28 protein-coding genes and 1 pseudogene are annotated in these 26,363 nt (G+C 61.0%); 11 read left to right on the forward strand and 18 right to left on the reverse strand.

The features are described from left to right. Positions 1-106 precede the first annotated feature (106 nt). Positions 107-361, reverse strand: a complete 255-nt coding sequence (locus tag E0W60_RS29605; RefSeq protein ID WP_135706534.1) for a hypothetical protein — start codon at positions 359-361, stop codon at positions 107-109. A 547-nt stretch (positions 362-908) separates the two neighbouring features. Between E0W60_RS29605 and E0W60_RS29610 the strand changes: the two genes are divergently transcribed. From E0W60_RS29610 to E0W60_RS29635, 6 genes are all read left to right on the forward strand, one after another. Further along, positions 909-1,238, forward strand: coding sequence for a hypothetical protein (locus E0W60_RS29610; RefSeq protein WP_135706535.1), 330 nt, complete (start codon positions 909-911; stop codon positions 1,236-1,238). Between the two features lie 87 nt (positions 1,239-1,325). After that, on the forward strand, positions 1,326-2,243 hold the full coding sequence (locus E0W60_RS29615) for a cupin-like domain-containing protein (protein ID WP_135706536.1): 918 nt from the start codon (positions 1,326-1,328) through the stop codon (positions 2,241-2,243). Positions 2,244-2,248: 5 nt separating this feature from the next. Continuing rightward, complete coding sequence (locus E0W60_RS29620; protein WP_240746112.1) at positions 2,249-5,407, forward strand: lantibiotic dehydratase; 3,159 nt, start codon at positions 2,249-2,251, stop codon at positions 5,405-5,407. A gap of 111 nt (positions 5,408-5,518) precedes the next feature. Further along, positions 5,519-5,935 (forward strand): hypothetical protein, encoded by a 417-nt coding sequence (locus tag E0W60_RS29625; RefSeq protein ID WP_133096777.1) that lies wholly within the window; start codon positions 5,519-5,521, stop codon positions 5,933-5,935. A 28-nt stretch (positions 5,936-5,963) separates the two neighbouring features. After that, the gene (locus tag E0W60_RS29630; protein WP_135706538.1) at positions 5,964-7,148 is read left to right on the forward strand and encodes a hypothetical protein; all 1,185 of its coding nucleotides are present in this window, start codon (positions 5,964-5,966) and stop codon (positions 7,146-7,148) included. Beyond that, complete coding sequence (locus E0W60_RS29635; RefSeq protein ID WP_167884634.1) at positions 7,145-8,053, forward strand: 2OG-Fe(II) oxygenase; 909 nt, start codon at positions 7,145-7,147, stop codon at positions 8,051-8,053. Before E0W60_RS29630 ends, E0W60_RS29635 begins: the two co-directional genes overlap by 4 nt. Here the strand turns inward: E0W60_RS29635 and E0W60_RS29640 are convergent. From E0W60_RS29640 to E0W60_RS29650, 3 genes are all read right to left on the reverse strand, one after another. Next, the gene (locus E0W60_RS29640; protein ID WP_135706540.1) at positions 8,019-10,445 is read right to left on the reverse strand and encodes a lanthionine synthetase LanC family protein; all 2,427 of its coding nucleotides are present in this window, start codon (positions 10,443-10,445) and stop codon (positions 8,019-8,021) included. The two genes, E0W60_RS29635 and E0W60_RS29640, sit on opposite strands and share 35 nt — an antisense overlap. Positions 10,446-10,934: 489 nt before the next feature. Then, positions 10,935-11,177 carry a hypothetical protein gene (locus tag E0W60_RS29645; protein ID WP_133096773.1) on the reverse strand — a complete coding sequence of 81 codons (243 nt, stop codon included), beginning with the start codon at positions 11,175-11,177 and terminating at the stop codon, positions 10,935-10,937. Between the two features lie 9 nt (positions 11,178-11,186). Further along, a complete protein-coding gene (locus tag E0W60_RS29650) occupies positions 11,187-11,498 on the reverse strand; it encodes a hypothetical protein (RefSeq protein WP_135706541.1) in 312 nt (103 codons plus the stop codon). Between the two features lie 495 nt (positions 11,499-11,993). Between E0W60_RS29650 and E0W60_RS29655 the strand changes: the two genes are divergently transcribed. Continuing rightward, the gene (locus E0W60_RS29655) at positions 11,994-12,968 is read left to right on the forward strand and encodes an AraC family transcriptional regulator (protein WP_167884635.1); all 975 of its coding nucleotides are present in this window, start codon (positions 11,994-11,996) and stop codon (positions 12,966-12,968) included. Positions 12,969-13,083: 115 nt separating this feature from the next. On the opposite strand, the gene E0W60_RS37135 is transcribed toward E0W60_RS29655, so the two are convergent. From E0W60_RS37135 to E0W60_RS29710, 12 genes are all read right to left on the reverse strand, one after another. Continuing rightward, positions 13,084-13,233 carry a hypothetical protein gene (locus tag E0W60_RS37135; RefSeq protein ID WP_165971540.1) on the reverse strand — a complete coding sequence of 50 codons (150 nt, stop codon included), beginning with the start codon at positions 13,231-13,233 and terminating at the stop codon, positions 13,084-13,086. Positions 13,234-13,434: 201 nt separating this feature from the next. Beyond that, entirely contained in the window at positions 13,435-13,674 is a 240-nt protein-coding gene (locus E0W60_RS29660; protein ID WP_135706543.1) for a hypothetical protein, read from the reverse strand. A gap of 168 nt (positions 13,675-13,842) precedes the next feature. Further along, positions 13,843-14,148 carry a response regulator transcription factor gene (locus E0W60_RS29665; RefSeq protein ID WP_240746079.1) on the reverse strand — a complete coding sequence of 102 codons (306 nt, stop codon included), beginning with the start codon at positions 14,146-14,148 and terminating at the stop codon, positions 13,843-13,845. Beyond that, a complete protein-coding gene (locus E0W60_RS29670) occupies positions 14,145-15,578 on the reverse strand; it encodes an adenylate/guanylate cyclase domain-containing protein (protein WP_135706544.1) in 1,434 nt (477 codons plus the stop codon). The genes E0W60_RS29665 and E0W60_RS29670 overlap by 4 nt, the downstream gene beginning before the upstream one ends. 22 nt (positions 15,579-15,600) lie before the next feature. After that, entirely contained in the window at positions 15,601-15,888 is a 288-nt protein-coding gene (locus tag E0W60_RS29675) for a BufA1 family periplasmic bufferin-type metallophore (RefSeq protein WP_135706545.1), read from the reverse strand. A 44-nt stretch (positions 15,889-15,932) separates the two neighbouring features. After that, positions 15,933-16,958 carry a YeeE/YedE thiosulfate transporter family protein gene (locus E0W60_RS29680; protein WP_240746080.1) on the reverse strand — a complete coding sequence of 342 codons (1,026 nt, stop codon included), beginning with the start codon at positions 16,956-16,958 and terminating at the stop codon, positions 15,933-15,935. 47 nt (positions 16,959-17,005) lie between these two features. Next, positions 17,006-17,512: a cupin domain-containing protein gene (locus tag E0W60_RS29685; RefSeq protein ID WP_135706546.1), complete on the reverse strand. Its 507-nt coding sequence runs from the start codon at positions 17,510-17,512 to the stop codon at positions 17,006-17,008. Between the two features lie 62 nt (positions 17,513-17,574). Next, positions 17,575-18,636 carry a patatin-like phospholipase family protein gene (locus E0W60_RS29690; RefSeq protein WP_133096767.1) on the reverse strand — a complete coding sequence of 354 codons (1,062 nt, stop codon included), beginning with the start codon at positions 18,634-18,636 and terminating at the stop codon, positions 17,575-17,577. 9 nt (positions 18,637-18,645) lie between these two features. Continuing rightward, on the reverse strand, positions 18,646-19,428 hold the full coding sequence (locus tag E0W60_RS29695; RefSeq protein WP_133096766.1) for a 3-hydroxybutyrate dehydrogenase: 783 nt from the start codon (positions 19,426-19,428) through the stop codon (positions 18,646-18,648). Beyond that, positions 19,421-20,848 carry an NAD(P)/FAD-dependent oxidoreductase gene (locus E0W60_RS29700; protein WP_135706547.1) on the reverse strand — a complete coding sequence of 476 codons (1,428 nt, stop codon included), beginning with the start codon at positions 20,846-20,848 and terminating at the stop codon, positions 19,421-19,423. Before E0W60_RS29700 ends, E0W60_RS29695 begins: the two co-directional genes overlap by 8 nt. Before the next feature lie 43 nt (positions 20,849-20,891). Further along, complete coding sequence (locus E0W60_RS29705) at positions 20,892-21,299, reverse strand: DoxX family protein (RefSeq protein ID WP_135707086.1); 408 nt, start codon at positions 21,297-21,299, stop codon at positions 20,892-20,894. A gap of 198 nt (positions 21,300-21,497) precedes the next feature. Further along, complete coding sequence (locus tag E0W60_RS29710; RefSeq protein WP_135706548.1) at positions 21,498-21,824, reverse strand: BufA1 family periplasmic bufferin-type metallophore; 327 nt, start codon at positions 21,822-21,824, stop codon at positions 21,498-21,500. 269 nt (positions 21,825-22,093) lie between these two features. Between E0W60_RS29710 and E0W60_RS37140 the strand changes: the two genes are divergently transcribed. The 4 genes and pseudogenes from E0W60_RS37140 to E0W60_RS29725 form a co-directional block, all read left to right on the forward strand. Next, positions 22,094-22,243, forward strand: coding sequence for a hypothetical protein (locus tag E0W60_RS37140; RefSeq protein ID WP_167884636.1), 150 nt, complete (start codon positions 22,094-22,096; stop codon positions 22,241-22,243). 9 nt (positions 22,244-22,252) lie between these two features. Further along, positions 22,253-22,867, forward strand: a complete 615-nt coding sequence (locus tag E0W60_RS29715; protein WP_240746081.1) for a sensor histidine kinase — start codon at positions 22,253-22,255, stop codon at positions 22,865-22,867. A gap of 565 nt (positions 22,868-23,432) precedes the next feature. Beyond that, complete coding sequence (locus E0W60_RS29720; RefSeq protein WP_133096763.1) at positions 23,433-23,699, forward strand: DUF4148 domain-containing protein; 267 nt, start codon at positions 23,433-23,435, stop codon at positions 23,697-23,699. Positions 23,700-23,902: 203 nt separating this feature from the next. Beyond that, positions 23,903-24,084: pseudogene (locus E0W60_RS29725) on the forward strand (ISKra4-like element ISBte1 family transposase); the annotation flags it as partial. 368 nt (positions 24,085-24,452) lie between these two features. On the opposite strand, the gene E0W60_RS29730 reads toward E0W60_RS29725, so the two are convergent. Together E0W60_RS29730 and E0W60_RS29735 are read right to left on the reverse strand one after the other, a co-directional pair. Beyond that, positions 24,453-25,618 (reverse strand): IS3 family transposase gene (locus tag E0W60_RS29730; protein ID WP_135706549.1). Its coding sequence is split into 2 segments (ribosomal slippage): positions 24,453-25,354 and positions 25,354-25,618, totalling 1,167 coding nucleotides; the frame shifts between segments, so codons are not numbered across the junction. A gap of 61 nt (positions 25,619-25,679) precedes the next feature. Then, positions 25,680-26,126 (reverse strand): lecithin retinol acyltransferase family protein, encoded by a 447-nt coding sequence (locus E0W60_RS29735; protein WP_135707087.1) that lies wholly within the window; start codon positions 26,124-26,126, stop codon positions 25,680-25,682. Positions 26,127-26,363: the final 237 nt, after the last annotated feature.

The following is a 26,363-nucleotide window of genomic DNA, read 5'->3' on the forward strand; positions in this document are numbered from 1 at the left end:
GAAAGCTCCTTTCCAAAGTGCTGGTGATGCGATCAGAGTCGACTGCTTACGGCCACGCGCTGCCGTGCGCCCATATTCAGCCGAACATCAATCCGAGCCTGCCAGGCTACAGCCCGCCTTTCTTCTCCAGTCGGATCATGTAGCGGGTCAGTGCCTCGAGAGTAACCCTTAAGTAGGCGCGGGCGAAGCCCAACATTTCTTCAATGGATACCGCGACGGGCGTACAAGTTGACATGCCGCTTCGTGTGAAGGGTTCGCGGGTGAACGGATCCGTTAGGTCGAACACGGTCTGGGCCGCGTTGCTGATGAACTGTAGGTGCTGCAGATTGTCGGTCGACGTGGTGCTGGACAGCGGGTCCACTCGAAGGACTGTTGCCACTTGTCGCCGGAGGTCGGCACTGTGGTGCGTGTCCATAAGGCTCCCCCTGAATGACTCTTGATTCTTTGATTGTGGATTTAGGTTAGGTGAAGAGAGTCTGTCTGACATTAATATTTGTGCAGATGAGATTGAAAAAATAGCGCAGTGCGGACGGTCGCGGATTACAGGCGATAGTGGCGTAAATGCGCACGCAGAGCCAATTTCGATTGAAGGATCAAGAGCCGCTTCTCTGTAAGCCGAAGATCGGCATGGAGCCATGCGAGCACATTCGCTGCGCGAATTGATTCAAATTTGTTACATATTAAAATTGACTAAATACAGATTTAAAAAGATTTGAAGGCTAGCGTCAAGATACTCCTACCTCTCTGATCGCTGGCCGTCTATTTTTATTTTCAATCCCGACGCCAAAATCGTGGATTCACATCTAGTATGCGATCTTTAAGGCATAACCGTGCCATGCGCCCTTTTGCTGGTCTACGCAGAAAGCGATGGTAACCTGAAGTTTCGATCTCCGACTGCGGGAGGCAGCATGTCTGATTATGTAGAGGTAACCCAGGTCGATGTGAACGCCCTCGCGGAAAAACTTAACGAATTAGGCGCGAAGCTCGACGAAAAGGAAGCGACGGTTCTGTTGGGAATCCTGTCACTGGCGGAGAAGTCCCTGGGCACGCAGACGGTGCCGGATCCCGCCGGCAGTCAACCTGACCAAGCCAAAAAAAGGAAGTTGACGCTAGAGCGCGAAACCATTCGCAATCTCAATGTCTGGGAACGGCTGCTGGCCCCTCGAAGCGAGAGTCTGTGGACTTGCCCCGGACTGCCGGATCCGGGCGCTGACGTCATCAATCCCGCCAAATCATAGTTGGAGGAGCCTGCACCGCTGTCTGGGCATCTGAGCGCACGGAACCGATATCATCGTGGTTTAGCGGCGTGACCGGCGATCAGAGCCATGGAACTCAATCCTGTTCCTCGCATTGCCGCTTGCAGCTTCAGGCCTGCGCGCCTGGCGCGTGCGCCTTGTGTCGTGACCGGCAACGTGGACGCCTGGCCGGCATTGCAGCGGTGGCAGCCCGCATACCTGAAGACCGCCGTTGGGGCGCGCAAGGTGGCCGTGCGCGAGATAAGCGGGGCGCCCCGAAACGTCTACCAGAACATGCTGGCTGGGGGCAAGATCCTGTTTTCCGACTATCTAGACTGGGTTGTCGAGATCGCCGGCGCGGAGGATATCCGCGCCATCGCGGCCGCCGGCGCGGACACGGCGCAGCTAACCCGGGCCATCGGGGCTTGCGGGTTCGAAAGCACCTATTATCTTGACGTGAGCCTAGGCGCGTTGTCGCCACTGCTGCTTGCCGACACCGCCGTACCGCCGTGGTTTGCTCTGCCCCCGGTGGACACCATCTTCTGGTGCGGCATACTGGGAACCTCCTCCGGCCTGCACGCAGATATCAAGCCGAACTGCAATGTGCAGGTATTTGGCAACAAGACCTTCATTATGTTTGCGCCGTCGCAAGCACGTTGGCTATACCCCGTGCCGCGCATGACCCATTGCCGCTTCGATCCCAACGTGCCAGATTTCGAGCGGTTTCCCCTGGCGCGCCGGGCGGTTGGTTGGAAATGCACTCTGCACGCCGGGGAATCTCTCTATATCCCAGTTGGCTGGTATCACCAGGTGACGGTGGCCTCGCCGTGGGCCATCAATGTCAATTTCTTCTGGCCACGACCGTTCCCCCAAGGGCTGGCAACTCCGCAGCTGTGGGGCCAACTGGTGCAACGGGGCTGGGGTAGCCTGTGGCGGGCTTACGCCGACCTGCGTCGCCTGGCTCCTAAAGAGCAACAGCCTGCTTTAACGGGCAAGGACAAAGAGTAGTGGCGATGGCACTAATAAAGGATGAGTTGGCGGACACGGGATTTTTCCTGATGCGCACGCCTGCGCTGCCGTGGGAGGTGCTGCTGAACTGGTGTGCAGATCTGGCCCGGCCGGCTGGGGCAGCGCTGTTGCGAGCGCGCTTACGCGAAATTGTCGAGCGCCCACAAGTGCGTGAGGCAATCGAGCTGGCTTCCCCTGGATTCTCTCGACGCATGGCCCCCTGGTTGAACGGGTGCGAGAACAAGGATGCTCTCGCAATCGAGCGGGTAGCTGTGCGCTACCTGCAGCGTTTGGCCAGCCGCGCGACGCCGTTCGGCCTATTCGCCGGCTGGGCCTCGGGTCCGATCGGTGACGTCACCCGTCTCACGGTCGCACCCCGGGCTGATCATCGTCGCCACATCCGTCTAGATGCCGGTTACCTGCAAGAAGTGTCACGATCATTGGCAAAAGACGCTTGCGTCCGGCGCCACCTGCACTATCGCGCAGAGCAGACCCTATACCAGGCCGGCGACCGGTTACGCTACCACGAGATGCGCCTCTGCACTCCGCAGCCGACCTATCACTTGGTGGAAGTAAAGGACAGTCACTACTTACGATGGGTGCTGGCGGCAGCTGCAGGGGAGGATGGCGCCACTTTGAGCGCGATCGCCGAGCAGTTGACGGTGCCATTGCCGGATCTTGAGGAAGCCGACGGGCTCGCATTTCTAGAGGAACTGATCGACGTAGGTCTGCTTCGCCCCGTGTTGCCTCCTTTTGCGACAGGCCCCGAGCCGGGCAGGGCGACTGTGGCATGGCTGCGCAATGTGGCTACCAGTCATTCGCCCCCCTCTGTCCTCAGCACAATATTCGCTGCGACGGACCAGATAGCGTGCCCTGGGGAGTACCCCGAACCGGAGTCGACGGCCCTGCTGCAAGCACTTGCCGAAAGCGATTGCGCTGGACACAAGTTCTATGTCGATCTGGAGAAGCCCGCGGCGTCGCTCTCCTTGAGCCAGCACATGGCCAACGAGATAGCCCGCGGGGCAGAGCTACTGTGCAAGCTGGCAGCGCAGCGCGAGCCAGACGTGCTGGACGAATTCGCGCGGCGCTTTGAGATCCGTTTCGGCCAGCGTGAAGTGCCCCTATTGCAAGCGTTGGACGAAGAAGACGGCATCGGCTTCGAAGCGAATTCATACATTGGCGCAAGTCCCTCATCCTTGCTGGACGGTTTGCCATCCACTCGCGAGCCCACCAAGCGCGTATGGCATGGCGGCGATCAACGTCTGCTGCAGCGTCTTGCGCAAGCGCTCATGCATCAATCGGCACAGGTTGAGCTTGACCACGTTGATATTGAGGCGCTTGTCGAAGATACACCGTGGACTGCTCCCCATGGCAGCACGGCAATTGTCTCGATAGCCGCGGCAGATGCGCCAGCGATGGCCCGGGGCGACTACCAGATCTACCTTCAGAAGGTGATTGGCGGCTCAAGCGCCACCCTGCTGGGCCGCTTTTGCCATGCGTCACCGGAACTCACTGCGCTGGTGCGTGGCGCCCTTCGGCAGGAGGAGGCCAGCGACCCGGATGCCATTCATGCGGAAATCGCCTACTTGCCGCCGGGCAAGGCTGCCAATGTGGTCTGTCGGCCAATACTGCGCGCCTACGAAATTTCGCTATGCGCGTCATCCGGGGCTCCACCTTCGCAACAAATCGCCGTCAGTGACCTGCTTGTGTCCCTGTGCGAGGGCAAGGTGGTTCTACGCTCCGCCGCAATGGAGCGCCGCGTCGTGCCACATTTGGGATGCGCACACGCCCACCAGCGCGGAGGTCCCATACTGTATCGCTTCCTCGCCAGCCTGGCCGCCGGCGGGCATGCCGCCGAGTCCAGATTCTCTTGGGGGACATTGTCCAGCGCCCCCTTTCTTCCGCGGCTGGTGTCCGGTCGGTTCGTATTGTCGCTTGCGCGCTGGCAGCTCAGTGGCAAAGAACTGGCGGCGATCCATTTGCTTTCCGAGCACGATCGGATGACAGCGATCGAGGCGCTAAGGGAGAAGCATCGGCTGCCTCGATTCGTGTGGCTTCCGGAAAACGACAAGACGCTGTTAGTCGACTTCGACAATGCGCTGTCGGTCGACAGCTTCCTGGCCACGGCCAGGCGACGCATCTCGGTCGCCGTAACCGAAGTCTTCCCGTTGCCCGATCAGCTGTTGGCGAACGGCGAGGAAGGCAGCTTTCATCATGAACTGGTCGTGCCATTGGTTCGCGCTCGCCGCGTCCGTGAAACATTGCGGCCAGCCCGCGCCATGCCGTCCGGCCAAGACAGCAGGCCGGGAGAAGACTGGCTCTATTTTCGTCTATACGCCGGCCCGTCCACGCTAGACCGCTTGTTGACCGAGTGCGTGGGCCCCTTGGCCGCAGCGCTGCGGGCAGAAGGGGTCATCGATACCTGGTTCTTCATACGCTACGCGGATCCGGACTGGCATTTACGATGGCGCATGCATGGCGACGCATCGATCCTATGGCGGCACGTGGTGCCCCGGGTATTCTCTGCATTGGCGCCGTGGCGCAACAGCCTTTACAAGCACGCCGTAGACACATACGCGCCCGAGATGGAGCGCTACGGCGGCTTTCAAGCGATGGAGCTTGCGCATGCAATCTTTGAAAGCGACAGCGTGGCTGCAATTTCGATTATTGCCCGGTATCGCGCAGACAATGAAGCGAGATGGCGTGCCGCCTTGCTCGGCATGCACACCTTGCTCGATGATTTTTGTCTGGGCATGGATGAGCGCCGACGGGTCATGACCACCTGCCGAAGTCTCCTTCTGAAAGGCCGCGCGCACCAAGAGACATTGGTGGCTCTGGCAGCCAAATACCGCGAAGTGAAGAGTGTCGTGGGAAGCTTGCTCTCCACGCAAACGCATGACTGCGGCGAAGCCGATCTCGCCATCCGGACCCGCTCCGCGAGCATCGCACCCACAATCAACAAACTAGTTGCCCTGGATGCTGATGGGCTGCTTGGATGTAGCCGCGTAGCGCTTGTCCAGAGCTATCTGCACATGTGGGCAAACCGAATTTTTCGGGATTGTGCGAACAGCTATGAGCTGGCCCTGTACGACCTGCTCGCGCGACACTATGCGGGCGAGATGGCACGGCGGGTATCCTCGAACTGCCACGCTGGCGACAACTGACGCGTCACGCGTAGCGGTGGAACTGAATCGCCTTGAAAAAACAGGCTCATCTGATAAGCTTTTAACGGCGGCAAATCGCACTTTGCTAGTCAACCAAGCGGAGTGTCACACATGGCTTTTAGAGCGAAGCGCGTAAGGATCCAAATTCCTTGTGGAATCTCCGGCTCGATTCTAAACCCCGGCGACCCGCTTGATATCGCCGCGGGCTGTGATGCAGGGTGCAGCGACTCACCGCAATCTGCTGTCTGCCCGCCGCCTCCCCCGATTCGTCCGCAAGGCGCTCCGCCCTGTGGGATGCCGAGCAATTTCTTCGGACTCAATCCATGGGATGAGGTCATCAACCCGACCGAGCAGGCGCTTCTGTCGCCCGAAGATCTTCCCTTGTTCAAGGAAGAGCTTGAATTAAAGATGAAGTTGCTGGAGCTTGCGGATGACGCCACCACTTTGGCGAAGAAACGAGTCCAATCAAAATTGGCAGACGTTGAGCGCGTCGAAAAGGAACTGAAAAAGAAGGGCAAGAACAACTAACGGTGCGGATCGGCGAAAGCAGAGAGATATGGACGGTCGCCTGCTTGAAACTTCCATATTTCGATCGAATCCGGACTACCAGTTGGTGCTGGTCGATCGGCTCAGCGAGCAAGAGCGACGCCAACTTCAGGAAGCCGATTGCTCGGAAGACCTGTATGGCGCTCTCGTGCCGCAAGGTGGCAGCGCGCAAGGCTGGCGCGCAGTATCTTGTGAAACTGCTCTGCTCTTCGTGGCGCTTGTCGAAGCCGGTCCGCTACCACGCTATGTGCTGCGTCGCCTCGGTCACGACCTTGAGTCCACCATAAAGAGGCTTCTGCTGGATGGAGTCCTGCAGATATTGCTCAACGATGATTTCATCAGTGGTCCGCAGGTGGCGGGACTTTCCGGATCGCTGCCTGGTTGGTCGAGCCGCGGTTGCAACTTCGATCTTTCCGTGTCCGCGCTTCGGTATGGCCAGGAGTTGAACTGCCTTCCCGAAACCGAACTTGCGCATCGCTTGTACTCCTATGGCCGGAAGCCGGTGTCTCCCAAACTTCAACGGCGTCTCACTGGTCCTGCGGCAGTAGCCCGCTTCCTCGGAATCGCTGAGGACGGTATCCTGGTTCGCTCGCTCCATCGTCATTGGACGCATGTGCCGGTATCGCAAGGTGCTCGGGAATTCTGGTGGCAGTGGCTTTCCACATCCGAGCCGCCGCGCGGGACCGCACAGAGGGCCAGCTTCAAGCTCTATTTGAGTCCTGTTGTAAATGACATGCCTGAAGCGTTGGAGACTCTCATCGGCGCACTGGCTCATGCGCATGGGGTCACGGGATTCAAGGTTGGCGTCGGACTTTGGGGGATTTCCCGGCCGGACAAGACCTTAGTCTATTTCACTCATTTAGATGATCTCTATCAATTTGCCGACCTTCTTCGGACGAGACTTGCCGGCTGCGCGCCGCACGGTGTTCCATTTAGCGCCGCGGCTTCGGAGAACGGTCTCCTCTCCTGGGGAGCCGATCCGCCGCGTGGCGCCGTCAAAGGCGAGCGAACGACAAGCTGGCGAATGTGGGTGACTTGGCGCCTTGCCGAATATCTTGTCTCAGCCAGGACCGCCGCGCTGAACACGATGGAGCCTTGGCAATATGCGCTCGAACGTCTGAGCTTGGCGGAGATCGATACCGACACATGGATTCCGTCCGACGGGATGTGGCCGGCGGCATTGGAAAGGGCATGAACGCGACCACAACGCTTCTTCTCCCAGAGGATGTGATTGTGGCGCCGGTCGCCAACCTTCCTTCAGATCTTAGACGTGGCGTTGCACATGAGCCCGACGACTTCATTGTGACGCGAGCCGCCGCCGGGGCTGAATCCTTTGTTGTCGATGAAGACACCGCAGCGCTATTAGCGCACTTCCGTTCACCGACGACTGTGGTGGATGCCATCGCCAACTTCTGTGCAAGGAACGAATTGGATCCGATGCGCACGCTGGAAGATGCGTTCGCCGTGCTATCGGACCTGGTTGCCGCAACGATGCTCGTCCCCGCTGAAGCGCATTTAGCGCTGCCCGTTCGGCGCATTCACATCGAATGGCAGACCTATCGTTACTACGAAATCTACAGAAGACTGTTCAGCGAGGAGGACTGCCAATCGATCGTTTCCCTGCACAATGAATACAGCATGGTGGCAAGCAGAATAAATTATCAATCGGGTGATCCCGTCAGAGACTGCCACCTGTTTTGGATCCCGAGAAGCGCAAGGACTGAATGGATTTTTTCTCGGCTATGGGCGGCAGCACAGCGCTTCAACGAGGCATATCAATTCGAGCTACTGCCAGAAATGGGGATGGCGCAGCTCACTCGTTATACACCAGGGCAGCAATACAACTGGCATATGGATCTCGGCGCCAAGGATGCGAGCGTTCGCAAGATTTCGATGGTTCTGCAACTTAGTGCAAACAAAGACATGAAGGGCGGTGGCACCGAGATATTCTACGGTGATGCGATCGACAACCAGTTGCATGCCGACATAGGAGATGTCGTCGTGTTTCCGTCATTCGTCACGCATCGAGCAGCGATGATTACCAGCGGTGTTCGCTGGACGCTCGTTATCTGGCTGACTGGCCCGAGGCCTCTCCGGTAGCCAACGACGGCGCCCGCTTCGACCAATGCTCGCTGTCAAAGAATGGCATACAGGCGAACTCCGGTGCGGCTAGATCCGCAACGAGCAGCGCAATGCCGAGGTCGCCATGGAAGAGACTATTCAGCCGATTCGATGTCAAGCCGGGACTCGCGGCGGCACGTTCCGCCATTACCCTGGCGCGAGCCAGCCACACCGATTCCCCAGTAGACCCATGGAGCCGCAACAACGCATAGGCTCGTCCGGCCAATCCACAGCACAAATCGCCTGGGGCATCGGACGATCCATCGTAGGAATGCCAGGCAGCCATGCGGGCAAGACGCTCAAATTGGAAGTCGGAGCCGAGCAGTTCATACGCCGTCGTCCAAAGATGGACGTACCCTGCGGCACCATTACACCAACTGGCTGAGAGTATTCCAGTAGTGGCCGTATGTTGGATCTTTCGTGGCCACAGCATGCCGCGGCCTGAAGGTTGTCCGAGCGCCGCAAGTTGCTGCAGTCGTTCGACCAGGCGCGGCGGCACGGCGGCGCCGGACGCCTCACACCATCGCATGGTGGCAAAAAGGTACCCACACCATCCATGAGCCGCGCCCAACGTCGCCTGCGACACTCGCTCCAACGGAGGGTAAGCATCCAGTTGTACCCAGATGCCATGCAGCAGTCTCTGCCCCAATGCGAGTAAAGCATCGCACTCGAAATGTTGGGGCGCTATGTCCAACAGCATGGCACAACCAATCAACAATCCCGACCGACCAAACGCAACGTCGAGCTGATCGCATAGTGCGCAAGCGGCGGCGTAAGCTTCCAGCGCGTGCTGCTGTGCGACATCATCGCCGCGCGCATGAGCAATGAGGGCCTGCACGCAATGAATGCCGCAGGCGTGATGGAACAAGGAGCTCTGCCCGAGGACTTCCGGGACAATGCCACGTTCGGCATTCCAAAAGGTAGCGTCGCTCGAGATTGCGGACGCCGCGCGGGTCAGCCACTGGTCGGCGGCGGCGAGTAAGGTCTCGTCGTCCCTGCTACGCGCGATTCTGAGCAAGAAATAGGCGATCCCAGCGGCGCCATAAGTGATCGATCCCGTGGGCGCTTCCAACCCGTCGCGGTACAAGCGCTCTGGTACGCGGAGACGGCTTAGCACATTGTCCAGCACTAGCTGAGACTGCACGTCCGTGCTGTGGCTGACGGAATATGTCGCCCCTACGAGCTGTCTTCGCGGCGAAGCCTGCAGGAACGATTGCAGCATTTCGTCTAAGGACGAGAAACGGTCGGCCGGGTCTTTTTCCAACGCACGGTTGAGGCAGCCTTCCAGGCAGAAGAACCTGTCGGCGCGGTGATGAGAGAAAGGCTGTGGTGGCTCGTTGACCACCTGGCTTAGCATGGCATCTTGCTGCAGCGAAAATGAATGCGTGTGGGCGCCGGTAAAAAGAAAGTAAAGCAATGCTCCAATCGAGTATTGCTCCGAGGCGAGGGAGGCAAGCGGAACCTCTACCGATGCAAGATTCGCGCGGGCGATTTCAGGTGCAAGGAATAGATCGATACCACCGTGCAAGCCCATTGTGCCGGCGGCCGGCATGACCGCAAGGCCAAAATCGAGGACAGTAATCTTGTCGCTTTCGTCAACAACGATATTGCGAGGGTGAACGTCGCCATGCAATACGCCTTGTGAATGAAGTTGCGCATACGATCGAAGGACGTGCTCGGCAAGCTTCAGTAGTGTGTCGCTGCGTTCCGGTTCAGGTAATGCATGGGCCTCCGCCACAGCACGGTACAAATCTACCCCAGAATGCCATGTCGTCACGATGAACGAGCGCCCATCAAGTCGGCCGGCCGCCAGCAGGCGAGGGCTAACCTTCCCATCCAGGCATGACAGGACATTGGCTTCATTATGAATGGTGGCGGTGGTAGTCCGCCTGATGTTGGCTCCCACGATCTTGAGCGCAACAGCAGTTCCGTCAGCGGAACGTCCACGGTAGACCTCGGTGTCATCAAGAAGATGGATGGCCTCGAGAATCTCGACGTCTCCTACAAATTCACCGACGGACAATGACGATGCAATGGGCTGAGCCAGAATCGACTCGGCCGGTACTAGCACCCTTGCGGCGACCAACTCGCTCAGCATAGCGAACGCGGCGACAAGCGTGCGCATCGGATCCAGTTCGTTTGCATGACAATAGGCCAGGATTGCATCCACGACCGTCGACGGCGAACGGAAGTGCGTCAATAGCGCAGCAGTCTGTGCATCGACGATGATTGATCCCGAGCGGGTACGCGCGCGCGTCACATAGAAGTCGCCAGAATCATTGGAAACACGACGCCCCAACTCTGAGGGAAGATTAGCGACTGGAGCTAACGCTACATCTTCGGGGAGAAGGAGTCTGGTGGTCGCGTTCATTGCCTGGCCTCCGAGCTTTCCGCATGTGGTCCGCGCCCGCAGAGAGACTTGGTTCGCAGCATCCACGTATATTAGACTGCCATCAAAGGCAGCTCCGATTCTTCTGTAGAAGCAGCCATCCCGCTCGCTGCCATACCATCACCACCCCGTCCGACGGCCGCCTGGTCAGCCGGCCGCGGCACCAGATCGCTTCGAAGTTTGCGGTAGCGGTAAGTTGCCGATTCAAAATAATTGAATTGACTTGGTACGGCGGAAGGGGCCTAGACGGTGGCTCAGGAAGGCCGACATCGGCGGTGCCGCCTGCCGTCGGCAGTCGACGCACAGGTGTTCAGCTCCGAATCCCCAATGAATAGTTTCATGGCTCGCATGGCCAGCACGAACCTTCGCGCAGGAGAGGCTGAAGCGAGAACTGTGTTTCGATCAACGAGCCTGGGTTTAGCGGCAGTTCGTCCCGCTACAGCGTATGCCCGCTAACCCAGGCGCTGAAGCTCAGGACTTTCTCGTCAGGCTGCACTTCATCGATCCCATGTCCACCCGGTAATTCTGCATCACTTCGGACAGGCGCTCATGTAACTGTCTGGCATCCAGATCAAGCCTGATATGTGCTGGCGCTTCCATCTCAGTCATATGCTGCCCGGGCTTTGTCTCGGGGTACATCGGAGGCGAACCTTCGGGATAAGCAACCATGGAAACGATGTTCCCGCTGCTGTCATGAATAACCGTCAATCGCATGGAAATCCCCTAAGCCGTTGTCACGGTCAGATACAAAGAAACATAGTCAATGGTCTCCTGTCCGTCGTTGGCGAACGTGGCATACGCGTTTGTTTCCACAAAGCTGATGTCCCCTGTGCCGCTAATGACGTTCTCGATCGACATGTCGCTGATCCAAGCCGCATACCTAGCTCTGCGGTTGCCACCAGGGTGAGCCGTCACATTAATCGTGGAACCCTTGAATACATCGCTGGGGCCCCAGACCACGTTATACGCGGCGCCGGGAGCCAAGCCTCCGGCAGGCGTAACGTAGTAGGGTCCGAAATGGTTGATCGTCGCCATATTTGGATTTCTCCTTCTTTCAACGTGAATGACCATCGACTCACAGCGAAGGGTAGCGCCTGCCGAGCTTCAATAGAGGTACCAACCAACGGTTGATGAGGCCCTTTCCAGACGGAACCAATTCTGGCTTGGCGGCCCGGGGGGCAGGCGCCAGGGGCATGTGGATGCAATAGACGTGAGCGGTTGGGCGCTTTGGCGTGAATTGCGTCCCAGTCGTAGAGCTCGACTTACCTCCGGGGACGGTACGCAATACCGCAAGCGCGGTAGATGCCGTCTCCTGGGCTGGCCTAAGACCTGACCTGTAGATATGCATGACGTCATCGCAGGCGCCCCCTCGCATTGCCTCTTTTTGTTGCGCGGAAGGCCGACCGCGGACTGTCCGGCAATGCATGGATCGTAGAAGATCGCCTTCAATGAGCAATTGCATGAAACTTAATACTGACCTGCGCTGAATTTGCAGCAGTCGTGCATGGATCCATGCACGGTAGTGCTTCCTTGACCAATTACGCTGCATTGGCACAAGCCGCCGGACTCGACCCCGAGGCGATGCTGCGCGAAGTCGGAATCGATCCGGCCCTCCTCAAGAATCCGGACGTCAAGGTATCTTCCGAGGCCGTCGGCCTGCTGCTGGAGCACTCGGCCCAGCGATCGGGCTGGGAGGATTTCGGCATACGGCTGGCCGAATCCAGGCCGTTTCTCGTGCTGGGGCCGCTGGCTTTTCTGGTGCGGGAACAGCGCAACGTGCGTGCGTCGTTGCAGGTGCTCTCCAACTACATCCATTTGCACAGCGAAGCCCTTCAGCTCTGGCTGGAAGAGGACGCACTGCAGGCGTGCTTGTGTTTTGAGTACCTGGGGCGCAGCTCGCCTGCGCGCCAAGCGCTGGATCAGTCGATCACCATGGGGTATCGTTTTCTCAAACAAGCGCTGCCCGAAAGTTGGGTGCCTATTCGCGTGTGCTTCATGCATGAGGCTCCTCAGGATCTGCGGGCTATCCGGCGCGTGTTCACGACCAAGACAAGCTTCAAGGATGCGATCAATGGCATAGTCCTCAAGCGTGCGGATCTGGAACTTCCTCTGTCAACCAGTTCCCACCTCGAGCGCTATGCCCATGACTACGTGCAATCATTGAGCGCGGACATTCCGTTATCAACCACGGCCCAAGTGCGCCGCCTGATCCTGACGGCGTTGGGAACTGGCCATTGTTCCCAGAGCCTCATTGCCGCGCAGTTAGGCATCAATGTGAGAACCATCCGCCGGCACCTGGATAGCGAGGCCACTTCGTTCAATACCCTGATGCGCGAAGTCCGGCGCGAACTCGCTCAGCGCTACCTGGCTGGCCCGCCGCGCTCGCGCAACGAACTGGCAATGCTGCTGGGCTTCAGCGCTGCCCAGTCTTTCACGCGCTGGTTCCGCGACGAGTTCGGGGTGCCTGTTGCGGGCTGGATGCAGAACGATGCTGATTTTGGGTAATTGTCGAGCGGAAAGTTACAGCATTGCTGGGGCTGGTCCGGGTACATAGCCTGCACCGCTCCGCTACGCCAACAAACCCGCGCAGATGGAAGCGCGCACGCGCTGATCGCTGAACTCAAGAGCTTTTGAGAATGTCAACACCCGGGATGGAGTCCGCTGCAGCGCTTTCAGCAGCCATTTGCTCCTGGATGCGCCATATGTCCTGTTCATAGCTGCGCGCTGCGATCAGAAAGCCCAGCGCCGCCAGCAGTGAGAAAGCGGGCATGACCGCCATCGCGGTGGGCAGAGACAAGGCGTCGGACAGGAGAGCGCGCCAAAACGGGGGCTGACGTCCGGACCGCTACTGAGAGGCCAATGAGGTACCTACAATGCGCGCATCATCGATAGCGCGATGCGATGGTCGAGCCCACGTCTGTGAAGGCGCTGCTGGTGAATGGCGTTCTGTTCGCTGGGCTGCCGCAACCGCTTAGCGCGTGCGCTGCGCTTCAAGCAGGGCGGGGTTCGGCTTCGCGGGCTGCCCGACGTGCTGAGGACGAGGGCCGTAGTTCCGGGGTGCGGGAGGAGCTGCGGTCTGAGCGGCGAGCTGTGCCGCTCTTGCGGCCTGGCGGGCACCCTCAATAACGGTAAAATCCGGGCCCGCAATGGCCGTTCCGGCAATGAGTGCGGTGATCAGGACTAAGACGGTATGCTGGATATTGGCATTCATGGCGGCGATCCTCATGGAGCTGTCGGGTTGGGCTTGCCCACCCCGTCCACGAATCGCGGCACGCCGGCAGGTACGAATGCACTGTACGCAATGACCGTGAGCGTATGGATAAGGTATCGCCCCAAAAAGAGGCTAGGGGATTGCCTTATTCGGTGGGCGGGCTCCGCCCTATTGGCTCTCGATCCACTGAATGGCGAAGCGCATCAGCTCCTTGCCGTTCGGGATATCCAGCTTCTCTTTGATGTTGGCCCGGTGTGCGTCGATGGTCTTGATGCTCCGATTCAGTTTCTCGGCGATTTCCCGGGTGCTGAAGCCGAGTCCGATCAGGTGCAGGACTTCGAATTCCCGCTCCGACAGCCGCGAAATCAGACCCGTCGGCATCTTCCTGGAAGCCGTCAGAGTCCGCGCCAGCTTTTCATGCATTGAGGCACTCAGGTAGATATTGCCTGCCAGCACCTCGCGGATAGCGTTCACAACATGCTCTGTGGCCTCGCCAGGGCCACCAGCTGCATCGTGCCGCTTACGCCGCCTACAGACTGCTGGGGAAGGACGTGCTTCTCGCCAAGATAGCCCTGCACGCGAGCCCGCTGATAGCTGGCTCGCGTGGCGAGGCCTCGCGTCCCCTGGATCTTGTTCTGCTTCTCAAGCTTGGCCGCAAGATTGACCGTGTCGCCAATCACCGTGTACTCAAGACGGCTGTCATGCCCGAGTATGCCGAACAGCACCGGCCCGCTTGCCATCCCGGCGCCAACGTCAGGTGCAGGCTGACCGCTGGACTGCCGCCGAATCCGCCATTGGTCAACCGCTTCCAGGATGGCATCGATGGCACGCAAGGCATTTGCTGCATGGCAATCGTCGGCAGTGACGGCGCCAAAGCTGGCAAGGATGCCGTCGCCCATGAATTTGTCTATGCTGCCGCCATGCGCTTTCACAATCGGCACAACCAGGCTTTGGTATTCGCCCAGTAATTGGATCAGTGCGGAGGGCTGCAACATGGCAGACGCCTGAGTGAAGCCGCGCATGTCGAGGAACACGACCGACGCCTCGCGCAGTTCGGCGTGGCCGACCATGACGCTTGCTTCGGAGTCGGTGATGCGATGGGCCACGGAATCGTCAAAGAATAGCGACAGGTCCGCGACCGCCAGTTGGCCCTTGACGGCCTTGACCACAAAGCCGCGCGCCCTGGCCAGGGCCAATGCCAGCGTGGCGCTGACGATCAGGATGGAAAGCAGCTTGTCGAACTCCGCTCCGTAGTGGATCTGGGTCGAGCGCAATGCGGTGACATAGTCCCAGGTGACAGGGTTGCCGCTCGCGTGTGTCAGCGCGTAGTGCAGCAACAGCAGCCAGCCCAAGGTCGCTGTGAGGCCCGACAGCGCCACCCAGAGCGGCTCGAAGCGCAAGGCACGCAAGGCGATTAAGCCGAAGATATAGGCGAATTCGGTGGTTTTCAGGTACATCTGGGCTGGCTGCTCGTACTGCAGGTGGTAGGCCCAGATGACGAAGATCAGGACTGCCATTTCGGCCACCACGCTCAGTCCCACCATCCAGTTGGCCAGTTGCCGGGTCATGGCAAGGTAGAGCCGGACCAACGCCAGCACCGCGAACAGCGAGACGCCGAGCGGTACCGCGCGTACGGGCGCGTCGGGTGAAAAGCCCGGGGGCGTTCCGAGATAAAGGACCGCGAACAGGAGCAGCACCAGCAGTTGCAGTGAGGTCACCAGCAACTCGCTCAGATACTGTTCACGCTCCAGCTCCCGCCGTACTCGTGGCGGCAACTGCATGCCCTGGCCCAACGCAGCGAGCTTCGCTGCTAGCCCCGCAGCGATTTTCCGTGCCATGCTTGCCGCAATACGTTCCGACTTCTGCCGGTGCGGTGCCGTCAGTGTCTGTTCTTCCTGTTTCATCGCGCTGTCCCGCAGCCACCGTTCAGGGTGCGGCAGACCTGAGGCTGCCACCCGCGATCCGGGCGCAGGTGCCGGCGGGCAGCATCAGCCATTCATCGCCGGCGGCGTCGTGGCGGGCGCGGCCCGCGCAAGCGTGCAACGCGGTGCCGCAGTCGTTCCTGCCTGCCCTGGCTACGCCGAAGCACCGTTCACGGTCCAGGGCAAAGTGTGCCGGGGAACTGGCCAGCAGATGCGTGTTCTGCTTGATCGCAAGCCCGACGGCAGTGAGCGCGGTCGCGATCACCAGCGCGTTCCCGATACGGTGGCTCATGCTTACTCCTTCAGATTGTCAGCAGTGCAACACGACTGGTCGTGCTAGTCTGGCCTAGGATTGCGGGGCGCCCGGGGTCGCAGCGGCTGGCCAAGCCGACGCTGAAGCCATTGCGCGAGCGCGATGGTGACGCACATCGTGCCGAATGCGACCCATGCATACGGCCACAGCAGGGGCATGCCGACCAGCAGCAGTCCATCGTTGCCGCCCGGAATCAGCATGCCACCCCAGCCCATGAAGGCACCGCCTGCGAAGCACCGGAGACACTGCGCACTGGAAGTCGCGGGACCTTCGCGGCGGCCAGCGCTCATCCCGCCGAGGATGGCACCAGCGAGCAGCCCCAGCGACAGCAATGCCCGTGCCGGCAGCATGGCAGCGCTGCCACGTGCCAGTTCGGCCAGCACCTCGGTGTATGACCACGCGCCTGCCAGCAACAGGAGCAGCAAGAAGGTGACACCGATCACCGTGGTGGCATGGTGCGGTGACCAGATCCGGGCGCCAACGCGTGCATGCCACGTTTGCTCCAAGGGTGCAGGAGCGCCATGGCGTCGCGCCCGCTGCCACAGACGGAGCAGGCGCCATCCGACGAACAGAAGGAAAAGCACTGTCAGCAGCGGCGCAGCACCCCATACCGGCGAGGTGGCTGCGAGCGCCGGGCGCTCGGCTTGCGGCCACAGCGCAAGCAGCCCCACGCAGCCTGCGTAATATCCGAGGGGTGTGGCAGCATACGCCCATTGCCCGCTGCCCAGCCGGGCGATGGCGCCGAATACGCATGCGCCATTGATGAAGGCGCCCAGCCCGAGCAGGGCACCTCCCAGGACGGTCAGGCCATCGACCGGATAGCCGGACGGCATGGCCGGAAGCAGATGCAACCGCTGCGCGATCAGCAGTCCGCCACACACGTACAGCGACGCTTCTGCCATGGCACGGAGGTGCGAGCAACTACGCGATGACGTGATCTCGCTGACCGCGGCGACCGCACAGGTTGCGCCGCGCTGGATGGCGAATCCCATCACGGCGGCGCAAAGCAGGGCGCCCGCAAAGGACAGACTCAGCAGCATGAGTTTCATGGGCGCATCATCCTCGGGCATGCGCAGGTAGCCGTCCCCGCACCTGTTCACATAGTATGCGGGTCCATCTTCATTTCGACCGGGAAGAGATCGGACGACAGCAAGACTGCGGGGCTGCCGCCTTCATTCTTCCACCAGTGGGAAGTCCCGTTCCTCTCCGCGGTCACGTCGCCGGCGCGGTGTACGATCGGAACCGCGCAGTTGCTCGCATACTCCACGATCTCGCCGGAGACGATATAGATGATTGCCGGGCGGTTGTTGTGGCTGTGCCATGGCACGATGCCACCGGGCTGCACGTCGAGCTGGCGCAGCCGCAGCAGGCGTCCCGCTACGGCTGCCGGCTCCTTCGAAAGGTCGGTCGAGGCGCGCACTGTATCGGTGACGCCCTTGGGTTCTGTCGCGCCAGGCCGCTGCCCCTGGCCATCCGCGACGCGCTTGTCGGCGGGGCACTGGCCGGCGTAGGCCATCACTGAGACGAGGGACAGGGTGACGGTGACGATCGCGCCGCGCATCACGCGATGCCAGACGGGTACGGCTTGCTTGGTGGTAGTCATGGTCCTAAACTCCGTGGGTTGAGGAATCCGCGCCGACCGCTTCGGTGGCGCTACGTGGTGGATCAAAGAAATTCCTGGTGCAAGTCGACGCTGCACCGTTCACCGATTGCGCTGTAGTTCTGCTGCAACCAGCGCCCGGCCTCGTCCCGGCCCTGATCGCGCAGATAGCAAAGGAAGTCCCAGTCGGCATTGAGCTTGCTGGAGACGCCGAGCGCCATCATGGTCTGGTCCGAGCGGATCGAGTGGATCAGCATCTCCTTCATTTCCCCGCGGTTGACCTTGCCATCCTGGATGAGCCTGGTGACGAAGCTGATGGCGCGCAGTTCGCGGATCAAAGAGGAGTTGAAGCTGACCTCGTTGATGCGATTGAGGATCTCCGCGGCAGTCTTCGGCACACCCTTGCGCACGATGGGATTGATATGGACGATCACCACATCCCGCGCGCCACAGTTGTAGATCAACGGGAAAATGGCGGGGTTGCCGACATAGCCGCCGTCCCAGTAGTGTTCGCCGCCAATTTCCACCGCCTGGAACAGGAACGGCAGGCAGGCAGAAGCCAGCACAGCCTTCAGGCTGATGTCGTCGCGCGAGAACACGCGTACCTTGCCGGTCTCGACATTGGTCGCACACAGGTAAAGGTGGATCGGGCAGTGCTGGTTAAGCGCGTCAAAGTCGACATGGCGGGCCAGCACGTCGCGCAGCGGGTTGAAGTTGAGTGGGTTGAACTGGTAGGGCGACAGCACACGCAGCATCATGTCCGTCAGCAGGTACATCGGCGAGTAATCGAGCCCGTAGCCGTTGTGCAGCAAGGTCTCCCATGGCAGCTTGCGGAACGGGTTGCTGGCGCGCGCGGCGTTGGCAACGTCGCGCCAGAAGTCGTGCAGGGCGGTGCGGGCGCGTGGCGGCCCGCCCTGGAGCAGGCCGTACGCGAGCACCGCGGCATTCATCGCGCCGGCGCTGGTGGCGCTGACGCCCTCGATTGCAAGCCGGCCGTCTTCGAGCAGGCGGTCCAGCACGCCCCAGGCAAAGGCACCATGGGCACCCCCGCCTTGCAACGCCAGCGTGATCGGCTTCACGGCTTGGCCGGTTTCTCCGGCATCTCGCATTCCAGGATTGGTCGACATGGCTCGCCCTCAGTGCTGGGTCCAGCCACCATCCATTGCGAGCGCAGTGGCGGTCATCGAGGCTGAATTGTCCGAGGCCAAGAACAGGGCCAGGGCAGCAAGTTCGTCAATCCGCACGAACTCCTTGCGCGCCTGGTGCACCAGCAGGACATCGCGCACGACGTCGGCGGGCGAGATCCGGTGCGCGCGCGCCTGGTCGGCGATCTGCTGTTCCACCAACGGCGTCTTGACATAGCCGGGGCAGATCGTATTGCTGGTAATGCCAAACTCGGCCGTCTCCAGCGCCACAGCCTTGGACAGGCCGATCAGCCCGTGCTTGGCGGCGACATAGGGCGCCTTGAACGGCGAAGCCACCAGGCCATGGGCGGAGGCGATATTGATGATGCGGCCCCAGCGCCTGGCCTTCATGCCGGGCAGGACGGCCTTGATCAAGTGGAACGCCGAGGACAGGTTGATGGCAACGATGGCGTCCCACTTGTCGTCCGGCATCTCTTCGGTCGGGGCAACATGCTGGATGCCCGCGTTATTCACGATGACGTCAACCTTGCCGAACTCGGATGCAGCAAATTCGGCCATTTCGCGAACCTGGCAAGGTTGGCTCATGTCCGCCGGCGAATAGCGCACGCGCACGCCATACTCGCCCTCCAGCCCTGCACGCGTAGCTTCAATTTGCTCGGCATCGCCGAAGCCGTTCAGCAGTACATCAGCGCCATGGGCGGCAAAGGCGCGCGCAATGCCAAGCCCGATACCGCTGCTGGAGCCGGTAACGATGGCTGATTTTCCTTCAAGCATGTTGATCTCCTGTTAGCGTGGGGGCGGCGGGGGTGGCGTAGGGCGCCCGCGGTATCCCGGAAAGGTCATGCGTTGCAATGCGGGTTGCCGATGCACCCGGCGCTTGTGGGCGGTGGGGTGGCAGCCCATCGGGTGGCGATTCGTCTGCCTCGCTGGTGCGTGTAAAGCGCAGGTGGGTGATGTCAGTCGGGAAGAACATGGACAACGTCCATTCCGCCCAGAGGCGCAGCTTGCGCCCGAGCGTCGGCATGCGCATCAGGTACAGCGCACGCCAGGCCAGCCAGGCCGGCAAGCCCGAGAAGCTGAAGCCATACACCTGGGCAACGCCCTTCATATGCCCGATGCTGGCCATCGCGCCCTTGCTCTGGTACGAAAACGGTTTGCTTTCACGCTGTTCCAGGTGGCCGGCGAGGTTGTGGGCAAGCTGGCGCGCCTGAGCCACGGCGAACTGCGCGGTTGGCAGCGAATCCTCGTCGGTGGCGGCGTTGGCGACCCGTGCGCAATCGCCGATGGCCCACAGTCCGGGCATGCCGCGCACCGACATATCCGGGTTGGTCTCGATGCGTCCGCGCCGGGTGGCTAATGCGAGATTGCGCTCCAGGGTGGCGACCAGCGGATTCGGCTTGGTGCCGACGGTGCAGACCACCGTTGCACCTTCGATCATTTCGCCGTCAGCCAGCACCACCGTGTCGGCTTCGAAGCGGACGGCCCGGGTACCGAGCCTGAGCCGGATGCCGCGCGCGGCCATGTGGCGTGCCGCGGCCATACCAAGCGAGGCGGGCAACTCGGGAAGCAGTTGCCCGGTGTCATGGAGCAGCGTCACCGCCAGCTCTTCGCGCTGCACGCGCGGGTAGAAGCGCCGGATGCTGCAAAGATAATCGGCGAGTTCCCCGGCAACCTCCACGCCCGAAAAGCCCCCGCCCACCACGATGAAATGGCCCAGCCGGCGGCGCAGGACCAGGTCCGACTCCAGTTCCATGCGGGCCAGTTGGCGCAACACGCGGTTGCGGATAAACAGGGCGTCACCCACAAGCTTCAGGGGCAGGGCGTGCTCGGCCATGCCGGGCACCAGGTCGAGATTCGCACGGGTGCCGAAGGCAAACACCAGATGGTCGAAGGGAATCTCGCGCAGGCCGGCCAGGGTCGTGCAGGACAGCTTGCCCTGGGCGTAGTTGACGTCCTGCACGGTGCCCATGATGAACTGGGTCCGCCTGAGCATCTGGCGGATCGGCACAATCACGTGTTCAGGGAAGACCGAGGCACCCACCACCTCGGCGAGCATCGGGTTGAAGGTGGTGTAGCTTTCGTTGCTGACGAGCATCAGCCGGTGAGTCGTCGGCAGCAGCTTCTCCAGCGCCTGGGCCAGCGTGGTGCCGGCGAATCCACCACCGATGATGACGATGTTGTTCTCTGCAAGCATGACGGTTCCTTTTGCCCCTGGCATGGCGCCCTGGGCTTTCGAGCTAGTGGCTGCCCTTGCCGCGCAGCAGGAAGCGGTCGATCAGGTGGTCCAGCGACAGCCGGCCCGGGCCGTGCAGCATCGTGACCAGCAGCAGGAGCCCCCAGTACTGGTGGTCCTTCAGGCCGACTTCGCCCAATCCCGGATACGAGATCACCGCGACGATGTTGAAGACGAACAAGGCCAGCGCGGCTGCCCGCGTACCGAGCCCGAGCATGAGCAGCACCGGCAGGCACAGCTCCGCTGCGGTACCAAGATAGGCGGCCAGGGTCGGGTTCAAAAGCGGCACGGCGTATTCGCTTTCGAAGAGCACAAGCGTGCTGGACCAGCTGGCGAGCTTGGTCAGCCCGGACTGGAAGAACACCAGGCCGATCAGTACGCGAATGCCGAGATCGAGCACAGGAGCCAGCATTTCCAGCAGGCGGATCGCCGCCTGCCCAGCGGCGATGATGTGCGAAGGCTTTGCGCCGGCCACATCCAGCGGCGCAGACGACAGAGGGGTGGTGCATTTCATTTGGGCTACCTCGCGAAGCGGTCAAGGACTTGGGGCGCGCTGGTCAGCCGTGACGCGGTTCGTGGCACGGCATTCCGCTGCAGGCTCGGGTGCCGCTCAGGCCGGGTGGGCCGCCTTGGCGGCCGGGCTGAATTCGCCGCTCTTGCCACCTGGCTTGGCGAACTCGGACATCTGCAGCCGGCCGCCCGCGATTTTTTCGCAAGTGCCCTTGGGCACGAGGATCCAGGCCTCCGCGTCACGATCGACCTTCGCTGTGGCGGCGCAAGAGCTCTTGCTGGTGCCGCAGTCGTTCTTGCCGGCCTTGGCAATGCCCGCGCATTTTTCGTTGTTGCCTGCCGCTGCCATGGCCTGCGAGGTGGCGCCGGCAATGCCAAGCGCCAGCATGCCTGCAACGGCGCCGCGGATGATTTGATCGCTGTTCATGATGCACACTCCGTCTTCGGTTGGGTTCAGGACAGGAGGGGAGGGATACCTGTCTCTGGATGGCAGTATGGAAAGGCGAGCTCACGCTTGTTTCGCTCAAATTTCAAATTTCCATCACGAGTGCGCAGGTGTCGACGGGCCGGGGCATCAGCGAAACCGGCGAATGGCTTGCCATCCATGAAATGCGTTCTAGTGGCTCCCCGGCCGCAAATCGGGCATGCAAGGACGGTCTTGCCGACATCCCACATGTTTCAAGATGAGGTAAAGCCATGTCGCGCCAGGACAAGCCGTTCAGCGTCCTTGAGCTGACCGCGCGGGTCAAGGCGATCTTCCGGCTGGTCGACACCCTGGCCAACCCGCCATCCGATGGCCCCAGGACGGTGCAGGTCAAGGCCTTGCACATCGATATCGACAAGTGAGAAGTAACCGTGCGCGGCGCGCCTATCTTCCTCACTGCCAAGGAATTCCAGCTGCTTCTCTACTTTGCCAGCAACGACCTGCGTACGCCGCTCGCATCGATGCAGGGTTACCTGGAAATGCTGCTGCTGAAAGCCGAAGAGATGACGCCCGAGGACCGCAATCGCTACCTGCAGGTGGCGACCAGGCATTGCGAACGGCTCGGCAAGCTGGTGCAGGACCTGTTTGACCTGACCAAGCTCGAAGCGCGGGAGGTCCAGCCGCGGCTGGAGAGCTTCCCGTTGTCGGAACTGGCGCAGGACGTGGTCCAGAAGTTCGCCCTGGCGGCGAACAAGCGCGGGCTGGCCCTGCTGGCCATGTCAGGTCCCGGTTGTCCGCCGGTGAGCGCCGATATCGGCATGATCGAGCGGGTGCTGGAGAACCTGATCGAGAACGCCATGCGCTATACGCCTGCCGGCGGAGAGATCAGCGTCGACGTCCAGGCCGCCGGGGAACGCGTCGAACTGACCGTGCGCGATACCGGCGAGGGCATAGACACGAGCCAGGTGCAGGGTGTGTTCGACCGTTACTACCGAGTGGAGCGTACGGAGTGCCGCCGCCGAGATCGAGCGCAAAGCCGTCCTTGAACACCTGACCCGGGCGCAGGCAGCGCCCGGTGCCGGGTAGCGCAGCGACGGGCGGCGCGGGAACGCCGCTTGTGGGCCACGCCATGTGTCGCCGCCTGACGCGTCATGGTCCGATGCGCGGCGCCAGCAGATCAGACATCCCCCCGATGCAGCGTTTCCATCCGCACGCGATCGAGCATGGCGATGCCCACATAAGGAATCACGAATCTGTTCTTGCCACCGTCCCGCTCTTACGTCGCATGACAGCGTAACCGGTTTGCTGCTTGACCAGTTGCTCGATGGGGTGTCGGCTTTAACCATCAGAGCGTGACGCGGCTAGCTTCATCGCTTCTGCATGGATAGCCGATAGCGGGGGACAAATAGGCGCTCAATGGTGCGCCGTGACGGAAATTTGATCTTTAACGGATAAAGGCGTGAGTTCTGTTGCGCACACTACATACCAAGGACAGACAATCAGTCTGTCCGAGTCTAAACCCGTCGTGGACCGTCATGAAAATGTCGAAGTGCGCTTGCGCCGGCCCGGCTCAACCCCTCTTAATGCCTAGGAAACAGGACCTGGACCAACATGAAACCCATCACGATCTCTTCCCTCGCCGCTGCCCTGCTCTTCTCGACGCTCGCTGTCGCGGCACATGCCGCCGACGCCAGCGGTGCGGCCCTTCCCCTGACGCGCGCCGAAGTGCGTGCCGACCTTGAAGCCTGGACACGCGCAGGCCTGGCCGAGTACTGGCACGGCGATAGCGGCCCCGATGTCAACAGCGCGGAATATCAACGGCGATTTGCCGTCTATGAAAGCCTGCGGGCGGCCCAGAGAGAGGCCGCCGCACGCTGATCCGGCAAGAATGACGAGTGCCCACGGCAACTGCGCCACCCGGGGCGATGCCGTTCAGATAACCACTGTCGTTCCCGCGAAGGCAAAAACCCAGTGACTTTAAAAAGACGCTGGATTCCCGCCTGCGCGGGAATGTCATCCCGAATCGTCTACTCAACTGCTTAAGCTGCAGTGCGCAAATCATATTGAACGGAACCGTAACCGCATCGGGTTTCGTCGAATCGGCCGTCAACCAGGTGATCAGCAAGCGATTCGTCAAACGGCAACAGATGGCCTGGCAACTGCAGCGCACTGCTACAGATCCGTACGGCCGTGCTCAATGACCAGCCCCGATCATTCTGAACGGTGGTATCCCTCCATCGCCGACCACCGCTTTGCCGCTTAATCAGCCCCGGTTTGGCGCGGTCTCAAGCCGAGGCGGTGGCGATCGCCGATCGGCTCGTGGTCGCCGAGCAGGCGCAGCGCCGAACCGCCTGCGACTTGGACGCCGATCTTAGCTTCGGCAACAAGGCCTGAATGGGCCCGGGGCGTCGGTCGCGACGACGCCATGAACGACCGGCGGGTCGGCGACATTGGGGCAGCGTATCGCAACGGCCCTACATTTTTATAAATCAACGGCTTAGTCGAATAGGCCACCGGAAAGGTCATGCTCTAGGGAGGAGCGATCCTTGAAGCCGGATGCAAGCAGCGCATGGGCTGGCCGGCTGTTCCACCAAACTGTGAGGTGTTCTGTCCAGCGCGGACACGTCTGGTTCATGCTGCAGCTAGTCGACTGAGGTAGCTTGCAGCGACTTCGCCTGGCGTTCGGTACCCCAACTTCGAATGGCGCCGTTGGCGATTGTAAAAAATCTCAATGTACTCACGGACAGAGGCCATGGCTTCCAGCCGGGTGGCATACCGATGGTGGTACACCAACTCTGCTTTCAGGCTGCCCCAGAAGCTTTCCATGGGCGCATTGTCGTAGCAGTTTCCCTTGCGTGACATCGAAGCCAGCATGCCGAACTGCGCTAGCAACCTGCGATAGCCGTGAGCACAGTATTGGCTGCCCCGGTCTGAATGATGAATCAGGCCGGGCCGTGGCCGCTTGCTGCGCACCGCCCGGAACAGCGCCTCGCCCACCAATTCCTGTGTCATTCTGGGCCCCATCGCGTAGCCCACGATCTCGCACGTGTACAGGTCCTTGATTCCTGCCAGGTACAACCAACCCTCATCGGTCGCGATATACGTGATGTCTGTCACCCACGCGGCATTTGGCCTGTCGGCTTCAAATTTCTGCTCCAGTAGGTTGGGCGCCACTGGCAGATTATGAGCCGAGCGAGTTGTCGCTACGAATCGACGCTTTTGCCGACACCGAATCCCCATCTCGTTGCGCAGTCTGGCCAGCCGATCACGGCCGACCACGAATCCATCGCCAGCCAGCTCGCGCTGCAGGCGCCGCGTACCGTACGTCTGACGCGTGCGCTTGTGGGCTGCCCGGATCGCCAGACGCAGCCGCTCCTGTTCCGGACTGAGCCCGTAAGGTCTGTGTGTCCAGTCGTAGTAGCCACTGCGCGAGACCCCCAATACCCGGCACATCAACTTCACCGGATACACTTCTCGCCATTGACTCACGAACGCGTACCGGGCAGTGATTCCCTGGCGAAGTACGCCGCGGCTTTTTTTACAATATCGCGCTCCAGCCTCGCCTCGGCCAGCTCCTTGCGCAGCCTCGCATTCTCCGCCGCCAACTCTGCCACTGTCACGCCCCCTGGTGCCGCTGCTGTTCCAGGCGCCTTGGCTTTCGACACCCAATTCGTCAACGTGCCCTTCGGAATCCCCAGACGCTGCGCGGCCGACTGCAGCGTCAGTCCCTGTTCCAGCACCAGTCTCACGGCCTCTGCCTGAAACTCTTCCCCGTACGTCTGTCTTGCCTTGCTCATCTGTGCACACTCCTGATCCACGATCTTAATCTAAGGACCAAGCGTGTCCGCCTCGATCAGGCTACCTCACTGAGAGCAGGGAGTTCAGCACGCGGAGTATGCGCATGGGGTGGATGGCGCATTGGCGGACCTGCTCGCTGCGGGCTTCGCCATACAGGCACCAGGTACAGAAATGTTCGCAGTTGTTGCTCAGCAGGCGATAGCGGTTCTCGCCCAAGCGCGAGCGTGCCCGCCTGACCACTTGGTCGCTGGTAAAACGCGGCAGCGACTCGGTTCTTACCTCGATGCCGTGGCCGGCGCCGAAGTGTTCTAGGCTCAGCTCTTCCACAGGCCCCGTGTGCAGCCCACGGCAAAGGCCCGCATAGTGCAGCACGCGGCCGTTGCCCACATATATGCCGTGGTGGCTGTAGCCGCGACGCTGCGTGACCAAGTGTGCGCCAAGCGGCGGCTCGCCTGCCGCTTCGCACTGCGCGACCGGCGCCTGCCAGCCTGCCTCGCTACCCTTCATTGCTTGCTCGCCGTCGCCTAGCGCGGCAAGTACCTGCGTGGCAGCGTCGGCGATGCACAGCGCGAGCATGGTTGCATTGGCACTGCGGCTGATCTGTTCTCTCTTCATGATTCATACCCCGACATCAGATTTGGATGGACAGGAGGGGTAGCTGTCTCTGTGCTGCAGTATGAGAAACAGGGCTCACGCTTGCGTCGCACAAACCTCAAATTTTCTTCACGACGCCCACGGACGGCG

This window comes from Cupriavidus oxalaticus (genome assembly GCF_004768545.1).
Classification (GTDB): Bacteria; Pseudomonadota; Gammaproteobacteria; order Burkholderiales; family Burkholderiaceae; genus Cupriavidus; species Cupriavidus oxalaticus_A.